The following is a 21504-nucleotide window of genomic DNA, read 5'->3' on the forward strand; positions in this document are numbered from 1 at the left end:
CTTCCCAACCGACCATTCGTTCGGTCCATGGTAGGACAAGCGGGCGCGCCTTGGTAAGACCTCCCGGCAAGTCCCCGGCCCTTGACAGGCGCCGGAGCGAGTTGATTACTTGGCGAAACCGAAGCTAACCGAATGTTCGGTCGGGCTACAAGGTGGTGCGAGAAGTGACCCATGCCGCTGACGCGACGACGGCCGCGGAGGCGATGTTCGCCGCGGACGAGGCCTCCCGCGGGCTCGGGATCGAGCTGGTCGAGCGGGGCGAGGGGTCGGCCGTGCTCCGGATGACCGTGACCCCGTCGATGGTCAACGGGCACGGGATCGCCCACGGCGGCTACGTCTTCCTGCTGGCCGACAGCGCCTTCGCCTGCGCCTGCAACAGCCACGGCCCGGTGACGGTGGCGGCCGGCGCCGACATCACCTTCGTCGCCCGGCGCACGAGGGCGACGTCCTCGAGGCGCGGGCCGAGGAGCGCACCCGGTACGGCCGCAGCGGCCTCTACGACGTGAGCGTCCGGCGCGGCGACGAGGTGATAGCGGAGTTCCGGGGCCGCAGCCGCAGCATCAGGAGCACGACGTCCAAGGAGTCGGGATGACGAGCGAGACCACGGCCCCCCGGGCCACGGACGCCACCGGGCGGCGGGGCGAGCCCCTCCCCCACGCGCTGCTGGACGACGCCGAGCGCCTGACGCGCGAGCAGCTGCGCGCACTCCAGCTCGACCGCCTGCGCGCGAGCCTGCGCCACGCCTACGACAACGTGGAGGCGTACCGCGAGAAGTTCGACGCGGCCGGGGTCACGCCCGAGGACTGCCGTTCCCTGGAGGACCTGGCCCGCTTCCCCTTCACCACCAAGGCCGACCTCAGGGACCACTACCCCTTCGGCATGTTCGCCGTCCCCATGGACCGGGTGCGCCGCGTCCACGCCTCCAGCGGCACCACCGGCCGCCCCACGGTCGTCGGCTACACCGAGAACGACCTGTCCATGTGGTCGGACCTGGTGGCCCGCTCCATCCGCGCGGCCGGCGGACGCCCGGGCCACAAGGTGCACGTCTCCTACGGCTACGGCCTGTTCACCGGTGGCCTCGGCGCGCACTACGGCGCCGAGCGGGCCGGCTGTCTGGTGATCCCGGCGTCCGGGGGCATGACGGCCCGGCAGGTGCAGATCATCCAGGACTTCCGGCCCGAGATCATCATGATCACCCCGTCGTACATGCTCACCCTGCTCGACGAGTTCGAGCGGCAGGGCGTCGACCCGCGCGGCAGCGGACTGCGGGTGGGCATCTTCGGCGCCGAGCCGTGGACGGAGGAGATGCGCCGCGAGATCGAGGAGCGGACGGGCATCCACGCCGTCGACATATACGGCCTGTCCGAGGTGATCGGCCCGGGTGTGGCGCAGGAGTGCGTGGAGACCAAGGACGGGCTGCACGTGTGGGAGGACCACTTCTATCCCGAGGTCGTCGACCCGATCACGGGCGAGGTGCTGCCCGAGGGCGAGGAGGGCGAGCTGGTCTTCACGTCGCTCACCAAGGAGGCCCTGCCGATCGTCCGCTACCGCACCCGCGACCTGACCCGGCTGCTGCCCGGCACGGCCCGGCCCGCGTTCCGCCGCATCCAGAAGATCACCGGCCGCTGCGACGACATGATCATCCTGCGCGGGGTGAACGTCTTCCCCAGCCAGATCGAGGAGATCGTGCTGCGCACGCCCGGCGTCGCCCCGCACTTCCAGATCCAGCTGACCCGGCGCGGCCGGCTGGACCACATGACCGTGCGCGTCGAGTCCCGCCCCGGCACCGGACCCGGGCAGCGGGACGCCGCCGCCCGCGCGATCGCGAAGGCCGTCAAGGACGGCGTCGGCGTCTCCGCCGACGTCGCCATCGTCGAACCGGAGACCCTGGAGCGCTCCCTCGGCAAGCTCCGCCGGGTGAAGGACCTGCGCGAGGCGTGACGCGGCCCGGGGCCCGGCGAGGGCGCGCCGGGCCCCGACGGCCTGCCTGCCTGTCTCCCTCCCTTCCTTCCTTCCTTCCTGCCTGCCTGCCTGCCTGCCTGCCTGCAGTAGGCCAGCAAGCGGAAGCGGAGGGCGAAACGCCGTGATGTCCTTCGCGGCCCCGCTCCGAAGGGCGAGCATGCCGTGTCATGGACATCTTGCTTGTCGCCAGCGCGTTCAACAGCCTGTCCCAGCGTGTGTACGCCGAACTGTCCGACGAGGGCCACCGCGTCGACGTCGTCCTCGCCTCGCACGGCACCGACGCGGTCCGGGCCGCCGTGAGCGAGGTACGCCCGGAGCTGATCGTCGCCCCGATGCTGCAGTCGGCCCTGCCGCAGGACGTGTGGCAGGAGCACACCTGTCTGATCGTGCACCCGGGGCCACCCGGCGACCGGGGCCCGTCGTCGCTGGACTGGGCGATCGCCGAGGAGGCGTCCGAGTGGGGCGTGACGGTGCTCCAGGCCGAGGCGGCGATGGACGCGGGCGACGTGTGGGCGGACGGCACCTTCCCGGTGCCGGTGACCGGCAAGAGCGACATGTACCGCAACGAGGTGTCCGACGCCGCCGCGGCCGCGGTGCTCCAGGCGGTGCGGCGCTACGCCGAGGGGTCGTTCAAGCCCCGGCCGCAGAGCGACTCCGGCATCCGCGTGGTGTGGCGGGACTTCTTCCGGCAGGAGCAGCGGCGGATCGACTGGGAGCACGACGACACGGACACGGTGCTGCGCAAGCTGCGCGGGGCCGACTCGCGGCCCGGGGTCCTGGACGAGATCTGCGGCCGGGAGGTGTTCCTGCACGGCGGGCACCGGGAGGACCGGCTGCGCGGGGAGCCCGGGGAGCTGCTCGCCACCCGGTCCGGTGCGCTGTGCCGGGCCACCCGGGACGGCGCGGTGTGGATCCCGGAGCTGCGCCCCCGCAAGAGCTCCGGCGACCCGGCCCCGTTCCGCCGCCCGGCGGCCTCGGTCCTCGCGGGGCTGCCAGTGCCGCCCGACTCCGGTCCGGGCATGCCGAGTTCGACCGAGCGCCCACACTGGCTGCCGGAGATCGCCGCCCCGCTCGAACTGCCCCCGGACCGCACCACCTGGACCGACATCCGCTACCGGCAGCGCGGCTCCATCGGCTACCTGGCGTTCTCGTTCCCCGGCGGCGCGATGAGCACCACGCACTGCCGCAGGCTGCTCGCCGCCTACCGGTACGCGCTCACCCGCCCCACCTCGGTCCTGGTGCTCGGCGGCTGCCGCGACTTCTTCTCCAACGGCATCCACCTCAACGTCATCGAGGCGGCGGCCGACCCGGCCGAGGAGTCCTGGGCCAACCTCAATGCCATGAACGACCTGGTCGAGGCGGTGCTGCGCACCACCGACCGGCTGGTGGTTGCGGCCCTCGGCGGCAACGCGGCGGCCGGCGGCGTGATGCTCGCCCTGGCCGCCGACGAGATCTGGTGCCGGGCGGGCAGCGTCCTCAACCCGCACTACCGGAACATGGGCCTGTACGGCTCCGAGTACTGGACGTACTCGCTGCCGCGCCGCGTCGGGGCGGAGACGGCCGAACGGCTGACGGCCCAGGCGCTGCCGGTGAGCGCCGCGACGGCCGCGCGCATCGGGCTGGTGGACCACGTGGTGCCGGTCCCGGCCGCGGAGTTCACCGCCAGGACCGAGCAGCTGGCCACCGCGCTCGCCGCCGACCCCGACCTGCCCCGCCGGATCAACGCCAAGGTGGGGGCGCGCCGTTCGGACGAGGAGCGGCGGCCGCTCGCCGAGTACCGGCGCGAGGAACTGGCCCGGATGCGCGCCGTGTTCTTCGACCCCCGGGCGCCGTACCACGCGCTGCGCTCGGCGTTCGTGCGCAAGCTTCCGCACGGCTCCGCCCGGCCGCTGGCCCCGCGGGACGCCGGATGACCGCGCGCCTGCTGGTGGCGGGCGTCGGCAACATCTTCCTCGCCGACGACGCCTTCGGCCCGGAGGTGATCCGGGCCCTGGAGCACCGCCCCCTGCCGTCCGGGGTGCGGGTGCGTGACTTCGGCATCCGCGGCATGGACCTGGCGTACGAGCTGCTCGACGGCTACGACACGGCCGTCCTGGTCGACGCGGCCGTACGCGGGCACCCGCCGGGCACCCTGTCACTGATCGAGCCGGACCTGCCCGACGGCAGCGGAGCGGGGGCGCCTCCCGAGGCGCACGGCATGGATCCGGCGAAGGTGCTCGCGCTGGCCGCCCACCTGGGCGACGAGCCGCTCCCCCGCGTCCTGGTCCTCGCCTGCGAGCCCGAACTGCGGGCCCCCGCCGACGAGGACATCGCCCCAGGCGTCAGCGTGACCGTGCGGGAGGCGGTCGGGCGGGCCGTCGCCGCGCTGCACACCCTGGTCCCGGCACTGCTCGCCGATCCGGCCGCCACGCCCCCGTTGAGCCGCCCGGACGAATCCGCCGCCCTGTCCCCGGCCGGGCTGCCGGGGAGGCCGGGCGGCGGCGCGGAGGATGGCTGACGGACCGATCTGCCCCCGACCGCGAGGAGCGGCGCCCATGTGCGATTCCGTGGAAGAGGTCACTCAGGCCGTCCTGGCCAGGAACGACCGTCTGGCCGCGGGCCTGCGCGAGGAACTGGCCCGGCGCGCGGTGAGCGTGGTCAACCTGCTGTCCAGCCCGGGCAGCGGCAAGACGGAACTGCTCGGGCGGGTGCTGGCCAGGGCGGTGGAGCGGGGTCTTCCGGTGGCCGCGCTCACCGCCGACCTGGCGACGGAGAACGACGCCGACCGGCTGGCCCGTTCCGGGGCCCCGGTGAAGCAGCTGCTGACCGACGGGCTGTGCCATCTGGAGGCGCGGCAGCTGCGCGGCCTTCTGGAGAGCTGGCTGCCGGACGAGACCTCGCTGCTGTTCGTGGAGAACGTCGGCAACCTGGTCTGCCCCGCGTCCTACGACCTGGGCGAGAGCCTGCGGATCGTGCTGATGGCGGTGACGGAGGGCGAGGACAAGCCGCTGAAGTACCCCACCGCCTTCGGCTCCGCCCACCTGGTGGTGCTCACCAAGACGGACCTGGCCGGGCCGGCCGGTTTCGACGAGACCGCGTTCACCGCCCACGTCCAGCGCGTCAACCCCGGGGTGGACGTGGTGCGTTCCTGCGCCCGCACCGGTGCCGGGGTCGACGCGCTGCTGGAACGCGTCCTCGCCGTGCGGGACGGGGCCCCGGTGCATCGGCCGCCCCTGGCGCCCCGGCCGCACACCCACACCCACGAGGGCGCCGCAGCCGGCCTCGTCCCGTGACCGCGCCCGCCACCCGGGCGGTGCGCCGCCGCGTCCTGGTGCGCGGCACGGTCCAGGGCGTGGGCTTCCGGCCCTTCGTGCACCGCCTGGCGACCGATCTCGCCCTCGCGGGCTTCGTGAGCAACACGGCGGGCGGTGTCCTCATCGAGGTGGAGGGCCCGCCGGAGGGCGTCGCCGGCTTCTGCGACCGGCTGGCCGCCCAGGCGCCGCCGCTGGCCGCCGTCACCGGCGTCGGCTTCGAGGACCTGCCCGCCACCGGCGACGGCGGCGCCTTCGCGATCCGTTCCACCGACCGCTCCCCGGGCCGCACCCACCTCCCGCCGGACACGGCGACCTGCGCCGACTGCCTGCGGGAGCTCGCCGACCCGGCCGACCGCCGGTACCGGCACCCCTTCGTCACCTGCACCCACTGCGGCCCCCGCTTCACCCTCGCCACCGGCATGCCCTACGACCGGGCCGTCACCACCATGAGCGGCTTCCGGATGTGCGCCGACTGCGCCCGGGAGTACGGCGATCCGCGAGACCGGCGCTTCCACGCCCAGCCGGTCGCCTGCCCCGGCTGCGGACCCCGGCTGCGCCTGGTTCCCGCCTCCGGCAGCGGGGTGCGGCCGGCGCGGGACGGCGGGGCCCTGGCGGCGGCGCGTGAACTGCTGGCCGCCGGGCGGATCGTCGCCGTCAAGGGCCTGGGCGGTTACCACCTGGCGTGCGACGCCACCGACGCCCGGGCCGTGCGGACGCTGCGCACGCGCAAGGCGCGCGGCGGGAAACCGTTCGCGGTGATGGCCGCGGACCTCGACGCCGTACGGCGGATCGCGGTGCTGACCGCCGCCGAGGAGACCGCCCTCACCGGCCCCCGGCGCCCCATCGTGCTGCTGCGCCGCCGCGCGGAGGCGACGGGGCTGGCGCCCGGTGTCTGTCCCGGCAGCCCGCACCTGGGCGTCATGCTGCCCTACACCCCCGTGCACAGCCTGCTGTTCGGCCTGCCGGGCGACCCGCCCGGCCCCCGTCTGCTCGTCATGACCAGCGGCAACCGCTCCGGCGAGCCCATCGTCACCGACGACGAGGAGGCGCTGACCCGGCTGGCCGGACTCGCCGACGCCTGGCTCGCCCACGACCGGCCCATCGCCTCGCCCTGCGACGACTCCCTGCTGCGGGTCCGGCCCGACGGCACCGAACAGGTGCTGCGCCGCTCCCGGGGGTACGTGCCGCGCCCGCTGCTGCTGCCGGTGCCGGTGCGGCCCGCGCTGGCGGTGGGCGGCGACCTGAAGAACGCCCTGTGCCTCGGCGAGGGCGAGCACGCCTGGTTCGGCCCGCACATCGGTGACATGGGCGATCTGGCCACCCTGGAGGCGGCCCGGCGCGCGGAGGCGCACCTGCGGTGCCTGACCGGCGTCAGCCCCCGGCTCGTGGCCGCCGACCGGCACCCCGGATACCACTCGGCGCGCCTGGCCGCCCGGCTGGCCGGCCAGGCCCCGGTGCGGGTCCAGCACCACCACGCGCACATCGCCTCCGCGATGGCCGAGCACGGGCTCGACGGCACCTCACCGGTGATCGGTGTCGCCTTCGACGGCACGGGCTACGGCGACGACGGCACGGTCTGGGGCGGCGAGATCCTCCTGGCCGGCTACACCGGCTTCCGGCGCTACGCCCGCCTCTCGCCCGCGCCCCTGCCCGGCGGGGACGCGGGCGTGGCCAACCCGTGCCGGCTGGCCCTGGCCCGGCTGTGGGCCGCGGGCCTGCCCTGGGACCCGGGCCTGCCGTGTGTGACGGCCTGCGCGCCCGGGGAACGCGCGCTGCTCGAGCGGCAGTTGACCGGCGGTCTGGCGTGTGTGGCGACCTCCAGCATGGGGCGGCTCTTCGACGCGGTGTCGTCCCTCGTGGGCGTCTGCCACCGCGCCGGATACGAGGCGCAGGCCGCGCTGGAGCTGGAGGCGGCGGCCGCCACGGCCTGGGACGCCGACACCTCGGCGTACGCCTTCACCGGTGACCTCGACCCGGCGCCCGTGCTGCGCGCCCTCGTGGCCGATCTGCGGCGCGGCACCCCGGCGCCCGTGCTGGCCGCCCGCTTCCACCGCGCGGTGGCGCGGGCCGTCGCCTCGGTCTGCCGGCGGGCACGCGAGGACACCGGCCTGGCCACCGTCGCGCTCAGCGGCGGGGTGTTCGCCAACGCCCTGCTGGAGGAGGAGTGCGCGCGGCTGCTGACCGGGGACGGCTTCGCGGTGCTCCGCCACGGCGAGGTCCCGCCCAACGACGGCGGGCTGGCCCTCGGCCAGCTGGTGGTCGCGGCACACCTACGACAGGAGGAGTGACCCATGTGTTTGGCAGTGCCCGGCAAGGTGGTGGCCATCGACGACGGCGCCGACCCGCTCACCGGGCTGATCGACTTCGGCGGAGTGCGCAAACAGGCGTGCCTGGAGTACGTGCCCGACGTGCGGGTGGGTGAGTACGTCATCGTGCACGTCGGTTTCGCGCTGCAGCGCCTGGACGAGGAGTCGGCCCTGGCCTCGCTGAAGCTGTTCGAGGAACTGGGGCTGCTGGAGGAGGAGTTCGGCGACGCCTGGGAGCAGGCGGCGCAGGAGGCGGGAGCCGCGGTGGCGGACCGGCAGGACACCGGGAGTGAGGCCCGGTGAAGTACGTCGAGGAGTTCAACGACCCCGATCTGGCCCGGCGGCTGCTGGACGACATCCACGCCACCGCCACCCGGCCGTGGGCCCTGATGGAGGTGTGCGGCGGGCAGACGCACTCGATCATCCGGCACGGCATCGATCAACTGCTCCCGGAAAAGGTCGAGTTGATCCACGGCCCGGGCTGTCCCGTCTGTGTCACGCCGCTGGAGGTGATCGACAAGGCGCTGGAGATCGCCTCGCGGCCGGAGGTGGTCTTCTGTTCCTTCGGTGACATGCTGCGGGTGCCGGGCACCGGCCGGGACCTGTTCCGGGTCAAGGGCGAGGGCGGCGACGTCCGGGTGGTCTACTCACCGCTCGACGCCCTGGAGCTGGCCCGCCGCAACCCGGACCGGCAGGTGGTGTTCTTCGCCATCGGCTTCGAGACCACCGCGCCCGCCAACGCGATGGCCGTGCACCAGGCGCGCCGCCTGGGCCTGGACAACTTCAGCCTGCTGGTCTCGCACGTACGGGTCCCCCCGGCCGTCGAGGCGATCATGACGGCGCCCGCGTGCCGGGTGCAGGGCTTCCTGGCCGCCGGGCACGTGTGCAGCGTGATGGGCATGGCCGAGTACCCCGGGCTCGCCGAGCGGTTCCGGGTGCCGATGGTGGTGACCGGCTTCGAGCCGCTGGACATCCTGGAGGGCATCCGCCGGGCGGTCCGCCAGCTGGAGCGCGGTGAGCACCGGGTGGAGAACGCCTACCCGCGGGCCGTGCGCGAGGAGGGCAATCCGGCCGCGGTGCGCATGATCGAGGAGGTCTTCGAGGTCTGCGACCGCTCCTGGCGCGGCATCGGGCGGATCCCGGCCAGCGGCTGGCGGCTGTCCGACGCCTTCCGGGCCTACGACGCGGAGCACCGCTTCGACGTCACCGGCATCCGGACCGAGGAGCCCGCCGAGTGCCGCAGCGGCGAGGTGCTCCAAGGGCTGATCAAGCCGACCGAGTGTGCGGCGTTCGGGACCACCTGCACCCCGCGCACACCGCTCGGCGCCACCATGGTCTCCAGCGAGGGCGCCTGCGCGGCCTACTACCTGTACCGCAGGATGAACACCCCGCAGGACGGCGGGGCGGCGCAGGAGGTGACTCCCGTTGGCTGAACCGCTCGCGGACGTCGTGGACCCGGCCGGCTGGACCTGCCCCGCTCCCCTGCGCGACCAGGGAGTGGTGGTGATGGGGCACGGCGGCGGGGGCGCCCTGTCGGCGGAGTTGATGGAACGGGTCTTCACCCCCGCCTACGGCAATCCCGTCCTCGCCGGTCTCACCGACTCGGCCGTTCTCGAACTGGGCGGCGCGCGGCTGGCGTTCTCCACCGACTCCTACGTGGTCAGGCCGCTGTTCTTCCCCGGTGGCTGCCTGGGCGACCTCGCGGTCAACGGCACGGTCAACGACCTGGCGATGAGCGGGGCGCGGCCCGCCTGCCTCTCGGCCGCGTTCGTGCTGGAGGAGGGCGTCGAACTGGGCGTCGTCGAGCGGATCGCGCGTGCCATGGGCACGGCCTGCGAGGCCGCCGGGGTCACGATCGCCACGGGCGACACCAAGGTGGTGGAGTCCGGGCACGGCGACGGGGTGTACGTGACCACCGCCGGGGTGGGGCTGGTGCCCGACGGCGTCGACATCCGGCCCCAGCGGGCGCGGCCCGGGGACGTGGTCCTCGTCAGCGGGCCGATCGGACTGCACGGGGTGGCGATCATGAGCGTGCGCGAAGGGCTGGAGTTCGGGGTGGAGGTGGCCAGCGACACCGCGCCGCTCGCGGACCTGGTCGCGGCGATGCTGGCGGTGACGCCGGACATCCACGTCCTGCGCGACCCCACCCGGGGTGGTCTCGCGGCGTCCCTCAACGAGATCGCCCGGGCGTCCGGGACCGGGGTCAGGCTGCGGGAGAGGGCCGTGCCGGTGCCGGACGCGGTGGCGAACGCCTGCGGGTTCCTCGGGCTCGACCCCCTCTACGTCGCCAACGAGGGGCGGCTGGTGGCGTTCGTGCCGCCGTCCCGGGCGGAGGAGGTGCTGGCGGCGATGCGCGCCCATCCGCAGGGCGCCGGGGCGACGGTGATCGGCGAGTGCGTCGCCGACCATCCGGGCATGGTCGTGGTCGCCACCGGGCTCGGGGGGACGCGGGTGGTGGACCTGCCGCTCGGGGAGCAGCTGCCGCGGATCTGCTGACCGGAGCCCCATCGGCACGAGGGGGCCCCGCCGAGGTGTCGGCGGGGCCCCCTGCTGTCATGCCGGGGCCGGTAAGGGCTCGATCCCCGTGATCTCCAGCTCCCGGCCGCTGCGCAGCTCGCCGGAGGGCCGGTCGCAGCGCGGGCACCAGAAGAACGGGGGCATGCCCACCGGGAACTCCTCGGCGCAGTCCTCGCACCAGGCCCGCGCGGCGACCTGCTCGACCACGAGCCGGGCGCGGGCGAGGGCGGTGCCGTCGCGGGCCACCTCGAAGGCGAAGCCGAGGGCGTCGGGGACGACACCCGCCAGCTCGCCGACCCGGACGGTCACCGCCCCGACGGCGTCCGTCCCGTCGGCGCGGGCCAGTTCGCCGGCCCGATCGATGATCGCGGTCGCGATGGACAGTTCGTGCACGGCCGGCTCACGGATAGCGGCGGCCGGCGCGGAAACCGCCGGCCATCCGCCAGATCCGCACCTCGCGCCGCAGGCTGGGCAGCTCCCAGGCAAGCAACGCCAGGACCACCCCGCCCATCAGCAGGGCCTCGGCCTTCAGCACCCGCCCTCCGCTCGTGCCGCCGCGCCTGCGCGCGGCGAATCTGCATGCTCGCTGGACCTTCATCGCGGCTTCCTTCTGCTCTGTCGTCACGGTGCTCATCCCGGGGAGATGTTCGGCATGGTCTCCACGAGGGCGTCATGCCGCTTCCAGTGGATCCCCGTGGAGCGGCGCGCGTCCGCGGTGCCGTCCGCGTGGTGTCCCTTCTGGTCCTCGTACCGGCCCTGGTTGCCCTGGTGCATACCGGCGACGTGTCCGGGCGTGTCGGGCCTCGCCTGCGCCCGGCCGACTCTGATCCTGCCCATGGGGTGCTCCTTCCTCGCCTCCGACGTGCGGAGTGCGTGCTCATGGCCGCTCGGTGAGGTCCTCGAAGAACCGCTCGACCGCGGGCCAGACCCGGCCCCCGCCGGACAGGCCGCGCCACTCCCGGCGTACGACGGCGACCATGCGGTAGCAGTCGTCGATCGGCACGATCCAGTGGTGGTCGAGACCGTGGACGGTGTTGACCAGCAGGGCCTCCACCTCGGGTTCCACACCGGCCAGCGGCGGACACGTCCCGGCCAGCCGCCGCCAGGCATCCGCGTCCACCTCCCAGCGCATGGCGCCGGCCGGGCTCGGGCCCTGGGCGGTGACGGTGCCGTCCGCCCGGGGCACGAAGAAGACCAGACCGACCGGCACGCCCAGCACGGCCGTGTCGACGTGCGGCAGCCGGACCCGGCGCCGCGGCACCAGCCGGTACCGGCCGTCACCCGCCGGGGCCTCGGCGAACAGCACCGAGCAGGGACCGCAGGCGCAGTGCACCTCGTCCCGCCCGGAGTCGTGCAGGTGGGCGTGCTCCTCGGCGACCGGCGCGGCGCACAGGTCGCACGTCTGCGCCGCGGCCGCCGCCGGCTGGCCGGCCGAGGAGCGGATGAGGCGGGCCAGCGCCCCGTCGGTGGTCACCGCGCGCCCCGGTGCGTGAGCGTGGTCAGCGGTACGAAGGCGGGCGGGGTCTCGGTCAGCGGCTCCACCGCCGTCAGCTCGGGGGCGGCGGCGAGCACCGCCTCCCGGACCGCGTCGGTGACCTCCGCGGCACCGCCTCCGCAGCCGGAGCCCGTCGTCAGGCGCACCCGGGCGACCTGCCCGTCCAGGCCCGCCCACTCCACGTCGCCGCCGCGCTCGCGCACGGCGGGCCGCAGCCGTTCCACCGCGCGGGCCGCCCGCTGTTCGGCGGGCTCGGGGTGGATGTCGTGCAGCACCAGCAGGTGTCCGACCAGCTCGTCGTCGGCGAGGCGGGCCGCCAGCGGTGCGTCCGCGTGGTCGAGGACGCGGGCGAGGGCCTCGCCGTAGACCTCGGTCAGCAGCCGGACCGCCTCGGTGGCGGGGCCGGGCACCGGTCCGAGTCCGTCGAGGACCTCGTCGAGGCGGGCGAGCCGGGCCTCGACGTCCGGGTCCGCGAGCCGTGCGGGAGCGGCCTCAGCCATGGTTGGCCCCGTACGTCGGCGAGTGCAGGGTGGTCAGCGTCTTGCCCTTGCCGACGTACATGTGCACGCCGCACGGCAGGCAGGGGTCGAAGCTGCGGACCGTGCGCATGATGTCGACGCCCTTGAAGTCGTCCGGCCCGTTCTCCTCGAAGATGGGCTGGCCCTGCACGGCGTCCTCGTACGGGCCGGGGGTGCCGTACATGTCGCGGGGGCTGGCGTTCCACGGGGTGGGCGGGTACGGGTGGTAGTTGGCGATCTTCTTGTCCTTGATCACCAGATGGTGGGAGAGGACACCGCGCACCGCCTCGTGGAAGCCGCAGCCGATCGCCTCGTCGGGCACCTCGTAGTTCTCGAACACCTTGGTCTCGCCGGCCCGCACCAGGCCCATGGCCTCTTCGAGGAACTGCAGGGCCATGGCGGCCGCGTAGGCGACGAAGTAGGGCCGGGCGCGGTCGCGTTCGATGGTGTTGCTCCACTGCGGGATGCGCCACTCCAGGGTGGTCTCCGGCAGGGACTCGCCCTTGGGCAGGGAGATGCGCACGCTGTGGCCGGTGGCCTTGATGTACGGGGTGTCGACCAGGCCGCTGAGCGCGGTCGACCACAGGCGGGCCAGCGGGCCGCCGCCGGTGTCGAGGGCGAGGTGGTCGCCGGTGCGCCCGTCGAGCCAGCGCGGGCTCATCACCCAGCTGTACTTGCCGTCGAAGTCGCGTTTCTGCGGCTCGGGCAGGGTCGTCTGGTTCCAGGGGTGGCGCATGTCGACGGGGTTGCCGAGCGGGTCGTGCGTGACGAAGGGGTTCTCGTTGACCCAGTCCTCGTAGTAGGAGCTGCCGAGCATGATGCGCAGGCCGAGGTTGATGTCGACGAGGTTGTTGGTGACGAGTTCGCCGTCGACGATGATGCCGGGGGTGACGTACATCGCCTTGCCCCAGGTGTTCATCGTCTCGTAGCGGTAGTCGACGACCTTGGGGTCCTGGAAGGCGCCCCAGCAGCCCAGCAGGACGCGGCGGCGGCCGACCTCCTCGTAGCCGGGGAGCGCCTCGTAGAAGAAGTCGAAGACGTCGTCGTTCATGGCGACGGCCTTCTTCACGAAGTCGATGACCCGCATGAGGCGGCTGAGGTAGTCGGTGAAGACGGTCGGCTGCGGCATGGTGCCGACGCCGCCCGGGTACAGCGTGGAGGGGTGGACGTGCCGCCCTTCCATGAGGCAGAACATCTCGCGGGTGACGCGGCTGACCTTCAGGGCCTCCTTGTAGACCTCGCCCTCGAAGGGGTTGAAGGCCTTCATGATGTCGGCGATGGTGCGGTAGCCGTGGATGTCGCCGCGGGGCGCGTCGGTGCGTTCGGCGCGGGCCAGCACACCGGGGTTGGTGGCCTTGACCATGGCCTCGCAGAAGTCCACGAACACCAGGTTGTCCTGGAAGATGGTGTGGTCGAACATGTACTCGGCGGCTTCGCCGAGGTTGACGATGTGCTCGGCCAGCGGGGGCGGTTTGACGCCGTAGGCCATCTGCTGGGCGTAGTCGGAGCAGGTGGTGTGGTTGTCGCCGCAGATGCCGCAGATCCGGGACGTGATGAAGCCCGCGTCACGCGGGTCCTTGCCCTTCATGAACACCGAGTAGCCGCGGAACAGCGACGAGGTGCTGTGGCATTCGACGACTTCCCGGTTGGCGAAGTCGATCTTCGTGTAGATGCCCAGGTTTCCGATGATGCGGGTGATCGGATCCCAGGACATGTCCACGAGCTGTGGCGGCTTGCGCTCAGTGGGCCGGGCCTCGGTGGTGGTCATCTGCGGTACTGCCCCTCGCTGTCGGTGGTGTGGTGGACGAGTGGTGTCATCAGGGCCGCCAGCGCGGGTCGTAGCCGCTGGTCAGCTTGCGCTTGTTGTGGCGCCACTTAGGCTCGTGGTTGACCAGTTCGTTGGTCATGCCGCGCAGCCGGCGGATGACCGCCCCGTAGGGCTTGATGGCCAGGGACGACAGGGTGCCGCCGGGGGGCTCGTCCATGAACGGCATGAAGGCGTCGGGGAAGCCGGGCATGGTGCAGCCGATGCAGATGCCGCCGACGTTGGGGCAGCCGCCGATGCCGGCCATCCAGCCGCGCTTGGGCACGTTGCAGTTGACGACCGGGCCCCAGCAGCCCGTCTTCACCAGGCACTTGGGGGAGTTGTAGTCCTTGGCGAAGCCGGCCTGCTCGTAGTAGGAGCCGCGGTCGCAGCCCTCGTGGACCGTCTTGCCGAACAGCCACTGCGGGCGCAGCATGTGGTCCAGCGGCGGCGGGGGCGCGGAGCCGGCCGCGTGGTAGAGGACCCAGACGAGGGTCTCCATGAAGTTCTCCGGCTGGATGGGGCAGCCGGGGACGTTGACGACGGGCAGTCCGCCCTCGGAGACGAAGTCCCAGCCCAGGTAGTCGGCGAGGCCCATGCAGCCGGTGGGGTTGCCGGACATGGCGTGGATGCCGCCGAAGGTGGCGCAGGTGCCGGCGGCCACCACCGCCCAGGCTTTCGGGGCGAGTTGGTCGATCCACCAGTTGAGGGTCTGCGGTTCGCCGGTCTCCGGGTCGTTGCCGAAGGACGTCCAGAAGCCGTCGCCCTCGATGATGTTCTGGTTGGGGACCGAGCCTTCGATGACGAGCACGAAGGGGGTCAGCTCACCGCGTGCGGCGGCCCGGTAGGGGGCGAGGAAGTCCTCGCCGCCCAGGCTCGGGGAGAGGACCTTGTTGACGAGGTTCACCTTGGGCAGGCCGGGGATCAGCCCGAGCACCAGGTCCTCGATGGAGGGCTGGTCGGCGGCCGTCAGGGAGACGGTGTCGCCGTCGCAGCTCATGCCCTCGGAGATCCAGAGGATGGTGATCTCCTCCATCCCCTGCCGGTCCTCGGCCCGGGCGGGTTCCTTGCTGACGTCGGTGGTGCTGCTGTGCGTGGTCATGTCACTCGGCCTCCGCTGCGGGGGTCTCGGAGTCGGTCGTGTGCCGGGCCTGGGCCGCGGCGGGAGCCGGTGCCGACGGCTCCTCCGGCGTTCCGGCGTGCCCGAGGGGTTCGAGCTCGTCGGGCCGGAAGTAGTGGAAGCGGCCGTACCAGGTGTGGAGTTCGGCCGCGGGGTCGTCGTCGAGAGTGACGGCGAGGTGGACGCTGCCGTCGACGTCGTGGAAGACGGCGGCGACCTCGGCGGTGCGTCCGGCCAGGAACATGTCCTGGGCGTCCGCGCCGCGTCCCCGGGGGCGGAGCCGGACGCGGCTGCCGCGGCCCAGGGGCACGCCGCCGGCGAGGACGGTGTCGGTGGACGGGGAGAGGCCGGCGTCCCCGCCCTCCTGCCACCAGGCGGGGCGTTCGGCGGGCACCGTGGGCGCGGGGGCGGCCGGGGTCAGGGAGCGGACGGCGCCGTGCAGGCGCTCGAACACCTCCTGCGGCATGGTGTCGACGCGGTCGAGGATGGCGGCGGCCCGCGGGTCGGTGGCCCGGGCCTCGCGTTTCTCCTCGTCGGTCAGCAGCATCGTGCGCAGCGTGAGGATCTCGTCGATCTCGGCGGCGTCGTGCAGGTCGCCCGGGCTCTCGGGGGCGACCTGGGGGTGGTCGGGCAGGATGATCGGGGCGGAGAGCAGGACGTGTCCGGGTTCCCCGGGGAGGCCGCCGAGCACGGGGAAGGTGAACTCGTTGCGGCAGGTGCGGGCGTGCCCGGCCAGGTCGTCCGGCGGGTCGATGAGCGACACGAACTCCACGCCGTCGCCGCCGACGAGGGTGTGGGTGGCGATGAGGGCCCGGCGCAGCGCCTCCTCCCGGGGGGCGCCCGGCCGGGGGGCGGGTCCGGTGTTCACGGTCCGTACGCGCAGCCGGCACAGGTCGTCGGTGAGGCGCTCCGCGGTGACGGTCGTCTCGGCCCGTACGTCCTCGCGGGACCGCACGATCCGGCCCGCGTCCCCGGGCAGCGGCTCGATGTCCGTGCCGGCCGGCGCGTCCACGGCGACGGTGCGCGCGTCCCGCAGGAGCGCGTCGATCGGCACCTCGACCTCGGCGTCACGCGGGACGGCCTCGTCGAAGGTCAGGTGCAGCGTGCCGTCGCCGGTACGCAGGGACGCGACGGGCCGGTGGCCGGCGTCCTCCACCTGCTTGCGCTGCATCTGCAGACAGCGGACGCGCACCCGGACGCGGGCACGGGCGCGGGCGCCGCCGGGCCGCGGGATCCGCAGCAGGCATTCGGTCTGCTGGTACCAGGAGTCGGCGGAACCGGAGACGCCGGGGAGGACGGGTCCGTCCGCCTCCACCCAGTCCCGGGGGAACAGCACCCCGAACTGCCAGCGGACCCGGTTCTTGGCGGAGGAGCGGCGGTAGGGGTAGAGGAGGTAGCCCTCGTAGAGGACGGCGTCGGCGACGGCGCTCATCTGCTCGAAGACGCCCGGGGAACGGGTCGCGCGGTCCCGCGTCCCCGTGCCTGCCGTGCCGCCCTCGGCCAGCCCGTCCGCCATCGCGCCTCCTCGTCCCGCTGGTGTGCACGCATCCCTTCCACCACATTCACACCGGCCATCCACGGTCGCCTCCTCCGGCTCAGCGCCGTTGAGCCGTTCGGGTCGGGGGGTGGGGGGGAGGCGGGGTGGGGCGGTGCGGCCCGGGGGTGGGGCGGTGCGGCCCGGGGGGCGGTGTGGTGGGTGCGTGGTGCGGCCGGGGGGCGGTGCGGTGCGTTCGGGGTGGCGAGGTGCGTCCGGGGGTGGCGGTGGGCGGGCATGGCGACGGCCCGTCGGCCCGGGGTGGGCGCGACGGGCCGGTGCTTCGGGGCCGGGGGTCGGTCGTACGGGAGCGGCGGGGGGCGTCACCGCCCGGCGTGGGACAGGCGGCGTGCCAGGAGGGGGATGACCACCGCGGCGGCCACCACGTGCGAGACGGCCAGGACGATCCGGGTGGAGGTGGCCGTGTGCGGGGCGACGGCGGGTCCGGCGAGGGACAGGACGGTGAGCGCGACGGTGACGATCGTGAAGGTGCGCGCGGGCCGCTTCGCCCAGCGGGCGAGGGCCATCGCGAGGACGATGCCGGGGATCGACCAGAAGACCACGCCGCCGAAGAACCCGCCCACGGGGATCTCCGCCGCCTCCGTGGCGCCGGGGCCGGCCGCGTCCATCGGGACCCCGGCCGCCCGCGTGACGAGCGCGAACACCTCCGTCACGACGGCACCGGCGAGGGCGGCCACGAGGCCGGCCAGCCAGACGGGGCGGGTGGTGAGAAGGGCGCTGCCGAACGCGGGCCGGGCGGACCGGTTCTGAGAGGACGTCACACTCATGTCGCTGTCTCCTGGGGGACGTTGTGGCTCGGTGGTCCTTGCGGAGAGGTAGACCGGTCGGCGTGGAGGAACTCATCGGTGGCCGGGCTCGGGAGCCGCGCGAGGTCTCGGTCAGCTCTGCTTCAGCCACTGCTCGTAGCGGGTGGTGGCGAAATGCGTCGTGTCGTCGCCGGTGAGCACGTCGGGCAGGCCCGCGAACAGGCCGGCCGTCTCGTCGGTGACGACCGTGCGGCCGTCCGGCTTCGCCGCCAGGGTGAGTTCACCGAGCCGGTCGAGCCGGTACACCTCGGGGCCCGCGATGGTGCGGATGCCGTTCGACGGCTCCCCCAGCGCCGCCTCGGCGACGGCCGCGGCCACGTCGGCGGAGGCGATGGGCCGCAGCCGCGTGGACGGCAGCCGCACGTGCGTGCCCTCGGTGGACAGGTCCATCACCGGGGCGACGAACTCGAAGAGCAACTGCGGGGCGCGTACGAGGCTGTACGGCACACCGCTCTCGCGCACGGCCTTCTCCTGGGCGGCCTTGGCCTCGTAGTAGCCGTTGCCGGGCACCCGGTCGACGCCGACGATCGACAGGGCGACATGGTGGCGGACGCCCGCCTCCTTCTCGGCGGCGAACAGGGTGCGGGCCGAGCGGGTGAAGTAGTCCAGCGCCCGCCGCGCTTCGAAGGACGGCGCCCTCGACACGTCCACGACGACGTCCGCGCCGTCGACCGCCTCGGCCACGCCTTCCCCCGTCAGGGTGGCGACCCCCGTGGACGGGTCGGCGGGCACGGCCTCGTGCCCGGCGGCGCGCAGCAGTGCGACCACCTGTGAGCCGACCAGTTCCGTACCGCCGACGACCACGATCCTCATCACCGTCTCCCTTCGCTGAGGCTCTGACTCACCAGAGAGGCAGGGCGGGGTCCGGTTGTGCGACAGGCGGGCCGGGACGTCACTCCCCCGGCACAGCGGCTCGCCCGGGCGCGGCTCGACGGGGGTCCGCGACCGGGGGTCCGGGACCGAGGGCCGGGAAAGGAGGCCGGGCCCGGGGGGCCGGTACCGGGTGCCGGGGAAGGAGGCCGAGACCGAGGGCCCGGGACGGGAGTGCGCGGCAGGTCCGAGGCCGGGCGCGCGGCGCGGACTCGGCGCGGCCGGGTCCCCTCATCCGTCACACGCGTTTCGAGTCTCCGCGATTCGGCCAATCGCGCGCGCCCCGGAGCGGCCCCAGCGCCGCCTCGCGCACGCCGTCCCCTTACGCGGCAAGGCTCCCGACGCGACCGGAATCGAGCGCGTTCGATTCCGGTGGCACGTCGTTGGTCCGGGCACCGCCGAACCGTCCCGGTCCGGCACCGACCCCACGGGAGGGACGCACGTGACCGTGCCCGACGCCTCGACCACCGGCGGGAAGACGCCGCCCCCTCCGCCGCCCGCGACCCTCGCCTTCGGAGGGAAGCACGGCAAGAACCCGCTGGCTGACGCCGGTTTCGGCGCGATGTGCCGCCGTCTGCCGTCGGTCCTCGGACACACCGCGCGGATGGCCTGGTCGGTCGACCGGCGCGGGGTCGTCCTGCTGGTCGTCTGTCAGCTCCTCACCGGCATCGCGGCGGCGGTCGTTCTCGCGTTCACCGCACAGGCCATGAGCCACATCCTCGGCGGCGGCTCCGTCTCCGAACGCCTGCACGGCGCGCTGCCCGCCCTGATCGTGGTGACGGCGGCGGCGGCCACCGGCCGGATCAGCGGCGCACTGTCCTCCTACGCCGACGGCCGGATCACCCCGCTGCTGACGACCGAGGCGGACATCGCGCTGGTCGCCGCGGTGTGCCGGGTGGAGTCCTCCGCGTACGGCGAGGACGGCTTCGCCGACCGGCAGGAAGCCGCCGAAGTGGGTGTCACGCGCACCCGGCTGATGGTCCAGGACGCCCAGCGGTTCCTGTCCGCCCTGATCCGGATGATCGCCGCGAGCGGCGTCATCACCGCCCTGCACCCACTGATGCTGCCGCTGCTTCTCCTGGCCGTGCTCCCCGCGGGAGCCGGGGCCGTGCTGTCCGCCCGCGTCGACTACGAGACCCACTACCTCAACGTCGGCGACCGCAACGTCCGCTCCATGATGCGCTGGTGGGCCACCTACTCCCGCTTCGGCGACGAGGTCCGCGCCAACGGCATGACCGGCTACCTCGTGTACTGGTACCGGGCCCTGTCCGACCGCATCGACCGGCGCACCCTCACCGCGGCGCCGCGCCTGCTGCGCATCACGCTGGCCACCAGCGCCCTGGGAGGGCTCTTCCTGCTGTGCACGTGGGCCGCGCTGGCCTGGCTGGCCGCGGGCGGCCGGATCGGCCTGCCCGTCGCGGCCACGGCCGTGGTCGCCGTGCAGACCACTCTCGGTGCGCTCGGTCAGTTCGTCGTCCACGGCGCGGCGATGTTCCACACCTCGCTCTACCTGGCCGACATGCGGGCCTTCCTCGACATGGCCGCCGAACGCGCCCCCCGCAGAGGCGACCTGGCCATCCCCGCACGCGTGGACGAGATCCGCCTCGACGAGGTCGTGTACCGGTACCCGGGCAAGGCGGAGCCGGCCGTCGCCGGGGTGTCGCTGAGCCTGCGGCGGGGCGAGATCGTGGCGGTCGTCGGCGAGAACGGCTCGGGCAAGTCCACCCTCACCCGGCTGGTCACCGGCATCCTCCTCGCCGACAAGGGACGCGTCCTGTGGGACGGTGCCGATCTCGCCCACGCCGATCCCGACGCGGTGTGGAGCCGGACCGCGCTCGTCCCGCAGAACTTCGCCTGCTGGCCGCTGCGCGCCCGGGAGAACATCACCCTCGGGCAGCCGAAGACCTTCGACGACGGGCCGGTGTGGGACGTCGTCGACGCCGTCGGCATGCGCGAGGCGATCGAGAAGCTCCCGCAGGGGCTCGACACCCTCCTCGCCAAGGAGCTGTGGGGCGGTGCCGAGCTGTCTGGCGGGCAGTGGCAGCGCCTGGTGTGCGGACGCGCCCTGTACCGCCGTACGCCGCTGCTGATCCTGGACGAGCCGACCTCGCAGATGGACGCCCGGGGTGAGCACGGCATCTTCCTGGAGATCAAGAGGATCGCCGCCGAGCGCATCACGGTCGTCGTGACCCATCAGCTGGAGAACACCCGCCTGGCCGACCGTATCGTCGTCATGGACCAGGGCCGGGTCGTCGAGCACGGCACGTACGAGGAACTGGCCGCGGGCGGCGGCCTGTTCGCGGAACTCGTCGCCCTGGCCAAGGACCGCTGAACGGCCTGAGCCGGGGTACCCGACGCGACCGCCCCCCTGGACCGGAGGGCGGCCTCGCGGGGGCGGGGGGACGGAGCGGAGGGCGGATGACGGTCGATCTGGTCGGTTTCCTCGGTGTGGTGCTGGTGGCGTACCTGGTGCCCGGGCCCGATTTCGTCGTGGTGCTCAGATCGGCGGCCGAGCACCCCGCCCGAGGAAGGGCCGCGGCGCTGGGCGCGCAGACCGGGCTCTGCGTGCACATGCTGGCCGCGGCCCTCGGGCTCTCGGTGATCGCCACCCGTACGCCGGTGGTGTACGACGGGATCAGGCTGCTGGGCGCGGCCTACCTGGTCTTCCTCGGGGTGCGGGCCGTGCTGGCCGCGCGCCGGGCCGCCCGGGGCGCCGGAGAGCGGCGCCCACGCGAGGGAACCGCTCGGGGACGTTCGGCCTTCACCCAGGGGTTCCTCACCAACGTGCTGAACCCGAAGGCCGCGCTCTTCTTCCTCAGCCTCCTGCCGCAGTTCGTCGACGGCGGCGGCTCCCCGGCCCGGCAGATCTTCCTGCTGGGCACCCTGGACGTCGTCATCGGCGTCGGCTACTGGTTCGCCCTGGTCGCCGTCGCCGGGCGGCTTCGCACCCTGCTCGCCAGGCCGGCGTTCCGCCACCGCTGGGAGCTGACGACCGGCTGGCTGTTCGTCGCCATCGGCGCCTCGGTCGCCGCGGCCGCCTGACGGTGCACCCGGCCTCGTACGCCTTGACGCTCGCTCCGCAGCCCTCTGCTGCCACCGCCCCGGGCCCTCGGGTCCCGGAGCCGGGCGTGGCGTCATCGGGTGAGCACGTAACAGGTGGCGTGGGCCGCGCCGTGCTCGCCCCAGTCCCACTTGTCGGTCGGCCAGGTGAACCAGTGCGTGTCCCGCTCGGCGGACTCCGCGCGCCAGGCGGCGGGA

General features: G+C 73.7%; 20 protein-coding genes and 1 pseudogene. 11 read left to right on the top strand and 10 right to left on the bottom strand.

What is annotated here, in order from left to right; genetic code table 11:
* The first annotated feature begins 203 nt into the window (after positions 1 to 203).
* The 9 genes and pseudogenes from paaI to hypE all read left to right on the top strand — a co-directional run bounded on the left by paaI (position 204) and on the right by hypE (position 10057).
* A pseudogene (gene paaI / locus ABZY20_RS36075) lies at positions 204 to 592 on the top strand (hydroxyphenylacetyl-CoA thioesterase PaaI).
* Entirely contained in the window at positions 589 to 1941 is a 1353-nt protein-coding gene (gene paaK / locus ABZY20_RS36080; protein ID WP_356447581.1) for a phenylacetate--CoA ligase PaaK, read from the top strand. The pseudogene paaI and the gene paaK overlap by 4 nt, the downstream one beginning before the upstream one ends.
* Before the next feature lie 188 nt (positions 1942 to 2129).
* On the top strand, positions 2130 to 3875 hold the full coding sequence (locus ABZY20_RS36085) for an enoyl-CoA hydratase-related protein (protein ID WP_356447583.1): 1746 nt from the start codon (positions 2130 to 2132) through the stop codon (positions 3873 to 3875).
* On the top strand, positions 3872 to 4459 hold the full coding sequence (locus tag ABZY20_RS36090; RefSeq protein WP_356447585.1) for a hydrogenase maturation protease: 588 nt from the start codon (positions 3872 to 3874) through the stop codon (positions 4457 to 4459). Before ABZY20_RS36085 ends, ABZY20_RS36090 begins: the two co-directional genes overlap by 4 nt.
* Positions 4460 to 4496: 37 nt before the next feature.
* Positions 4497 to 5234, top strand: a complete 738-nt coding sequence (gene hypB / locus ABZY20_RS36095; protein WP_356447587.1) for a hydrogenase nickel incorporation protein HypB — start codon at positions 4497 to 4499, stop codon at positions 5232 to 5234.
* The gene (gene hypF / locus ABZY20_RS36100) at positions 5231 to 7543 is read left to right on the top strand and encodes a carbamoyltransferase HypF (protein WP_356447589.1); all 2313 of its coding nucleotides are present in this window, start codon (positions 5231 to 5233) and stop codon (positions 7541 to 7543) included. The genes hypB and hypF overlap by 4 nt, the downstream gene beginning before the upstream one ends.
* A 3-nt stretch (positions 7544 to 7546) precedes the next feature.
* Complete coding sequence (locus ABZY20_RS36105; RefSeq protein ID WP_356447591.1) at positions 7547 to 7864, top strand: HypC/HybG/HupF family hydrogenase formation chaperone; 318 nt, start codon at positions 7547 to 7549, stop codon at positions 7862 to 7864.
* Positions 7861 to 8994: a hydrogenase formation protein HypD gene (gene hypD / locus ABZY20_RS36110; protein ID WP_356447593.1), complete on the top strand. Its 1134-nt coding sequence runs from the start codon at positions 7861 to 7863 to the stop codon at positions 8992 to 8994. Before ABZY20_RS36105 ends, hypD begins: the two co-directional genes overlap by 4 nt.
* Positions 8987 to 10057 (top strand): hydrogenase expression/formation protein HypE, encoded by a 1071-nt coding sequence (gene hypE, locus ABZY20_RS36115; RefSeq protein WP_356447595.1) that lies wholly within the window; start codon positions 8987 to 8989, stop codon positions 10055 to 10057. Before hypD ends, hypE begins: the two co-directional genes overlap by 8 nt.
* Positions 10058 to 10114: 57 nt before the next feature.
* On the opposite strand, the gene hypA is transcribed toward hypE, so the two are convergent.
* The 10 genes from hypA to ABZY20_RS36165 form a co-directional block, all read right to left on the bottom strand.
* Positions 10115 to 10471 (bottom strand): hydrogenase maturation nickel metallochaperone HypA, encoded by a 357-nt coding sequence (gene hypA, locus ABZY20_RS36120; RefSeq protein ID WP_356447598.1) that lies wholly within the window; start codon positions 10469 to 10471, stop codon positions 10115 to 10117.
* A 7-nt stretch (positions 10472 to 10478) separates the two neighbouring features.
* A complete protein-coding gene (locus ABZY20_RS36125; RefSeq protein ID WP_356447599.1) occupies positions 10479 to 10703 on the bottom strand; it encodes a hypothetical protein in 225 nt (74 codons plus the stop codon).
* A 5-nt stretch (positions 10704 to 10708) separates the two neighbouring features.
* The gene (locus ABZY20_RS36130; RefSeq protein WP_356447601.1) at positions 10709 to 10915 is read right to left on the bottom strand and encodes a hypothetical protein; all 207 of its coding nucleotides are present in this window, start codon (positions 10913 to 10915) and stop codon (positions 10709 to 10711) included.
* 40 nt (positions 10916 to 10955) lie between these two features.
* On the bottom strand, positions 10956 to 11552 hold the full coding sequence (locus ABZY20_RS36135) for a DUF5947 family protein (protein WP_356447602.1): 597 nt from the start codon (positions 11550 to 11552) through the stop codon (positions 10956 to 10958).
* On the bottom strand, positions 11549 to 12073 hold the full coding sequence (locus ABZY20_RS36140; RefSeq protein WP_356447604.1) for a NifU family protein: 525 nt from the start codon (positions 12071 to 12073) through the stop codon (positions 11549 to 11551). Before ABZY20_RS36140 ends, ABZY20_RS36135 begins: the two co-directional genes overlap by 4 nt.
* Positions 12066 to 13859 (bottom strand): nickel-dependent hydrogenase large subunit, encoded by a 1794-nt coding sequence (locus tag ABZY20_RS36145; RefSeq protein ID WP_356447606.1) that lies wholly within the window; start codon positions 13857 to 13859, stop codon positions 12066 to 12068. The genes ABZY20_RS36140 and ABZY20_RS36145 overlap by 8 nt, the downstream gene beginning before the upstream one ends.
* Positions 13860 to 13908: 49 nt before the next feature.
* Positions 13909 to 14997 (bottom strand): hydrogenase expression protein HypE, encoded by a 1089-nt coding sequence (locus ABZY20_RS36150; RefSeq protein ID WP_356447607.1) that lies wholly within the window; start codon positions 14995 to 14997, stop codon positions 13909 to 13911.
* 1 nt (position 14998) lies between these two features.
* Positions 14999 to 16531 carry a hypothetical protein gene (locus ABZY20_RS36155; RefSeq protein ID WP_356447609.1) on the bottom strand — a complete coding sequence of 511 codons (1533 nt, stop codon included), beginning with the start codon at positions 16529 to 16531 and terminating at the stop codon, positions 14999 to 15001.
* Positions 16532 to 16872: 341 nt separating this feature from the next.
* Positions 16873 to 17337 (bottom strand): DUF6069 family protein, encoded by a 465-nt coding sequence (locus ABZY20_RS36160; RefSeq protein WP_356447611.1) that lies wholly within the window; start codon positions 17335 to 17337, stop codon positions 16873 to 16875.
* Between the two features lie 111 nt (positions 17338 to 17448).
* Positions 17449 to 18189: an SDR family oxidoreductase gene (locus tag ABZY20_RS36165; protein WP_356447613.1), complete on the bottom strand. Its 741-nt coding sequence runs from the start codon at positions 18187 to 18189 to the stop codon at positions 17449 to 17451.
* A gap of 499 nt (positions 18190 to 18688) precedes the next feature.
* Between ABZY20_RS36165 and ABZY20_RS36170 the strand changes: the two genes are divergently transcribed.
* Together ABZY20_RS36170 and ABZY20_RS36175 are read left to right on the top strand one after the other, a co-directional pair.
* Positions 18689 to 20578, top strand: coding sequence for an ATP-binding cassette domain-containing protein (locus ABZY20_RS36170; RefSeq protein ID WP_356447615.1), 1890 nt, complete (start codon positions 18689 to 18691; stop codon positions 20576 to 20578).
* Positions 20579 to 20664: 86 nt separating this feature from the next.
* The gene (locus tag ABZY20_RS36175) at positions 20665 to 21288 is read left to right on the top strand and encodes a LysE family translocator (protein ID WP_356447617.1); all 624 of its coding nucleotides are present in this window, start codon (positions 20665 to 20667) and stop codon (positions 21286 to 21288) included.
* Positions 21289 to 21504 lie beyond the last annotated feature (216 nt).

Origin of the sequence: Streptomyces sp. NPDC006624 (assembly GCF_040611555.1) — a bacterium.
Lineage (GTDB): Bacteria > Actinomycetota > Actinomycetes > Streptomycetales > Streptomycetaceae > Streptomyces.

Coding starts and splice junctions, on each gene's coding strand:
- paaK (WP_356447581.1), top strand. CDS start 589: ATGACGAGCGAGACCACGGCCCCCCGGGCCACGGACGCCACCGGGCGG.
- ABZY20_RS36085 (WP_356447583.1), top strand. CDS start 2,130: ATGGACATCTTGCTTGTCGCCAGCGCGTTCAACAGCCTGTCCCAGCGT.
- ABZY20_RS36090 (WP_356447585.1), top strand. CDS start 3,872: ATGACCGCGCGCCTGCTGGTGGCGGGCGTCGGCAACATCTTCCTCGCC.
- hypB (WP_356447587.1), top strand. CDS start 4,497: ATGTGCGATTCCGTGGAAGAGGTCACTCAGGCCGTCCTGGCCAGGAAC.
- ABZY20_RS36105 (WP_356447591.1), top strand. CDS start 7,547: ATGTGTTTGGCAGTGCCCGGCAAGGTGGTGGCCATCGACGACGGCGCC.
- ABZY20_RS36130 (WP_356447601.1), bottom strand. CDS start 10,915: ATGGGCAGGATCAGAGTCGGCCGGGCGCAGGCGAGGCCCGACACGCCC.
- ABZY20_RS36140 (WP_356447604.1), bottom strand. CDS start 12,073: ATGGCTGAGGCCGCTCCCGCACGGCTCGCGGACCCGGACGTCGAGGCC.
- ABZY20_RS36145 (WP_356447606.1), bottom strand. CDS start 13,859: ATGACCACCACCGAGGCCCGGCCCACTGAGCGCAAGCCGCCACAGCTC.
- ABZY20_RS36150 (WP_356447607.1), bottom strand. CDS start 14,997: ATGACCACGCACAGCAGCACCACCGACGTCAGCAAGGAACCCGCCCGG.
- ABZY20_RS36155 (WP_356447609.1), bottom strand. CDS start 16,531: ATGGCGGACGGGCTGGCCGAGGGCGGCACGGCAGGCACGGGGACGCGG.
- ABZY20_RS36160 (WP_356447611.1), bottom strand. CDS start 17,337: ATGAGTGTGACGTCCTCTCAGAACCGGTCCGCCCGGCCCGCGTTCGGC.
- ABZY20_RS36165 (WP_356447613.1), bottom strand. CDS start 18,189: ATGAGGATCGTGGTCGTCGGCGGTACGGAACTGGTCGGCTCACAGGTG.
- ABZY20_RS36175 (WP_356447617.1), top strand. CDS start 20,665: ATGACGGTCGATCTGGTCGGTTTCCTCGGTGTGGTGCTGGTGGCGTAC.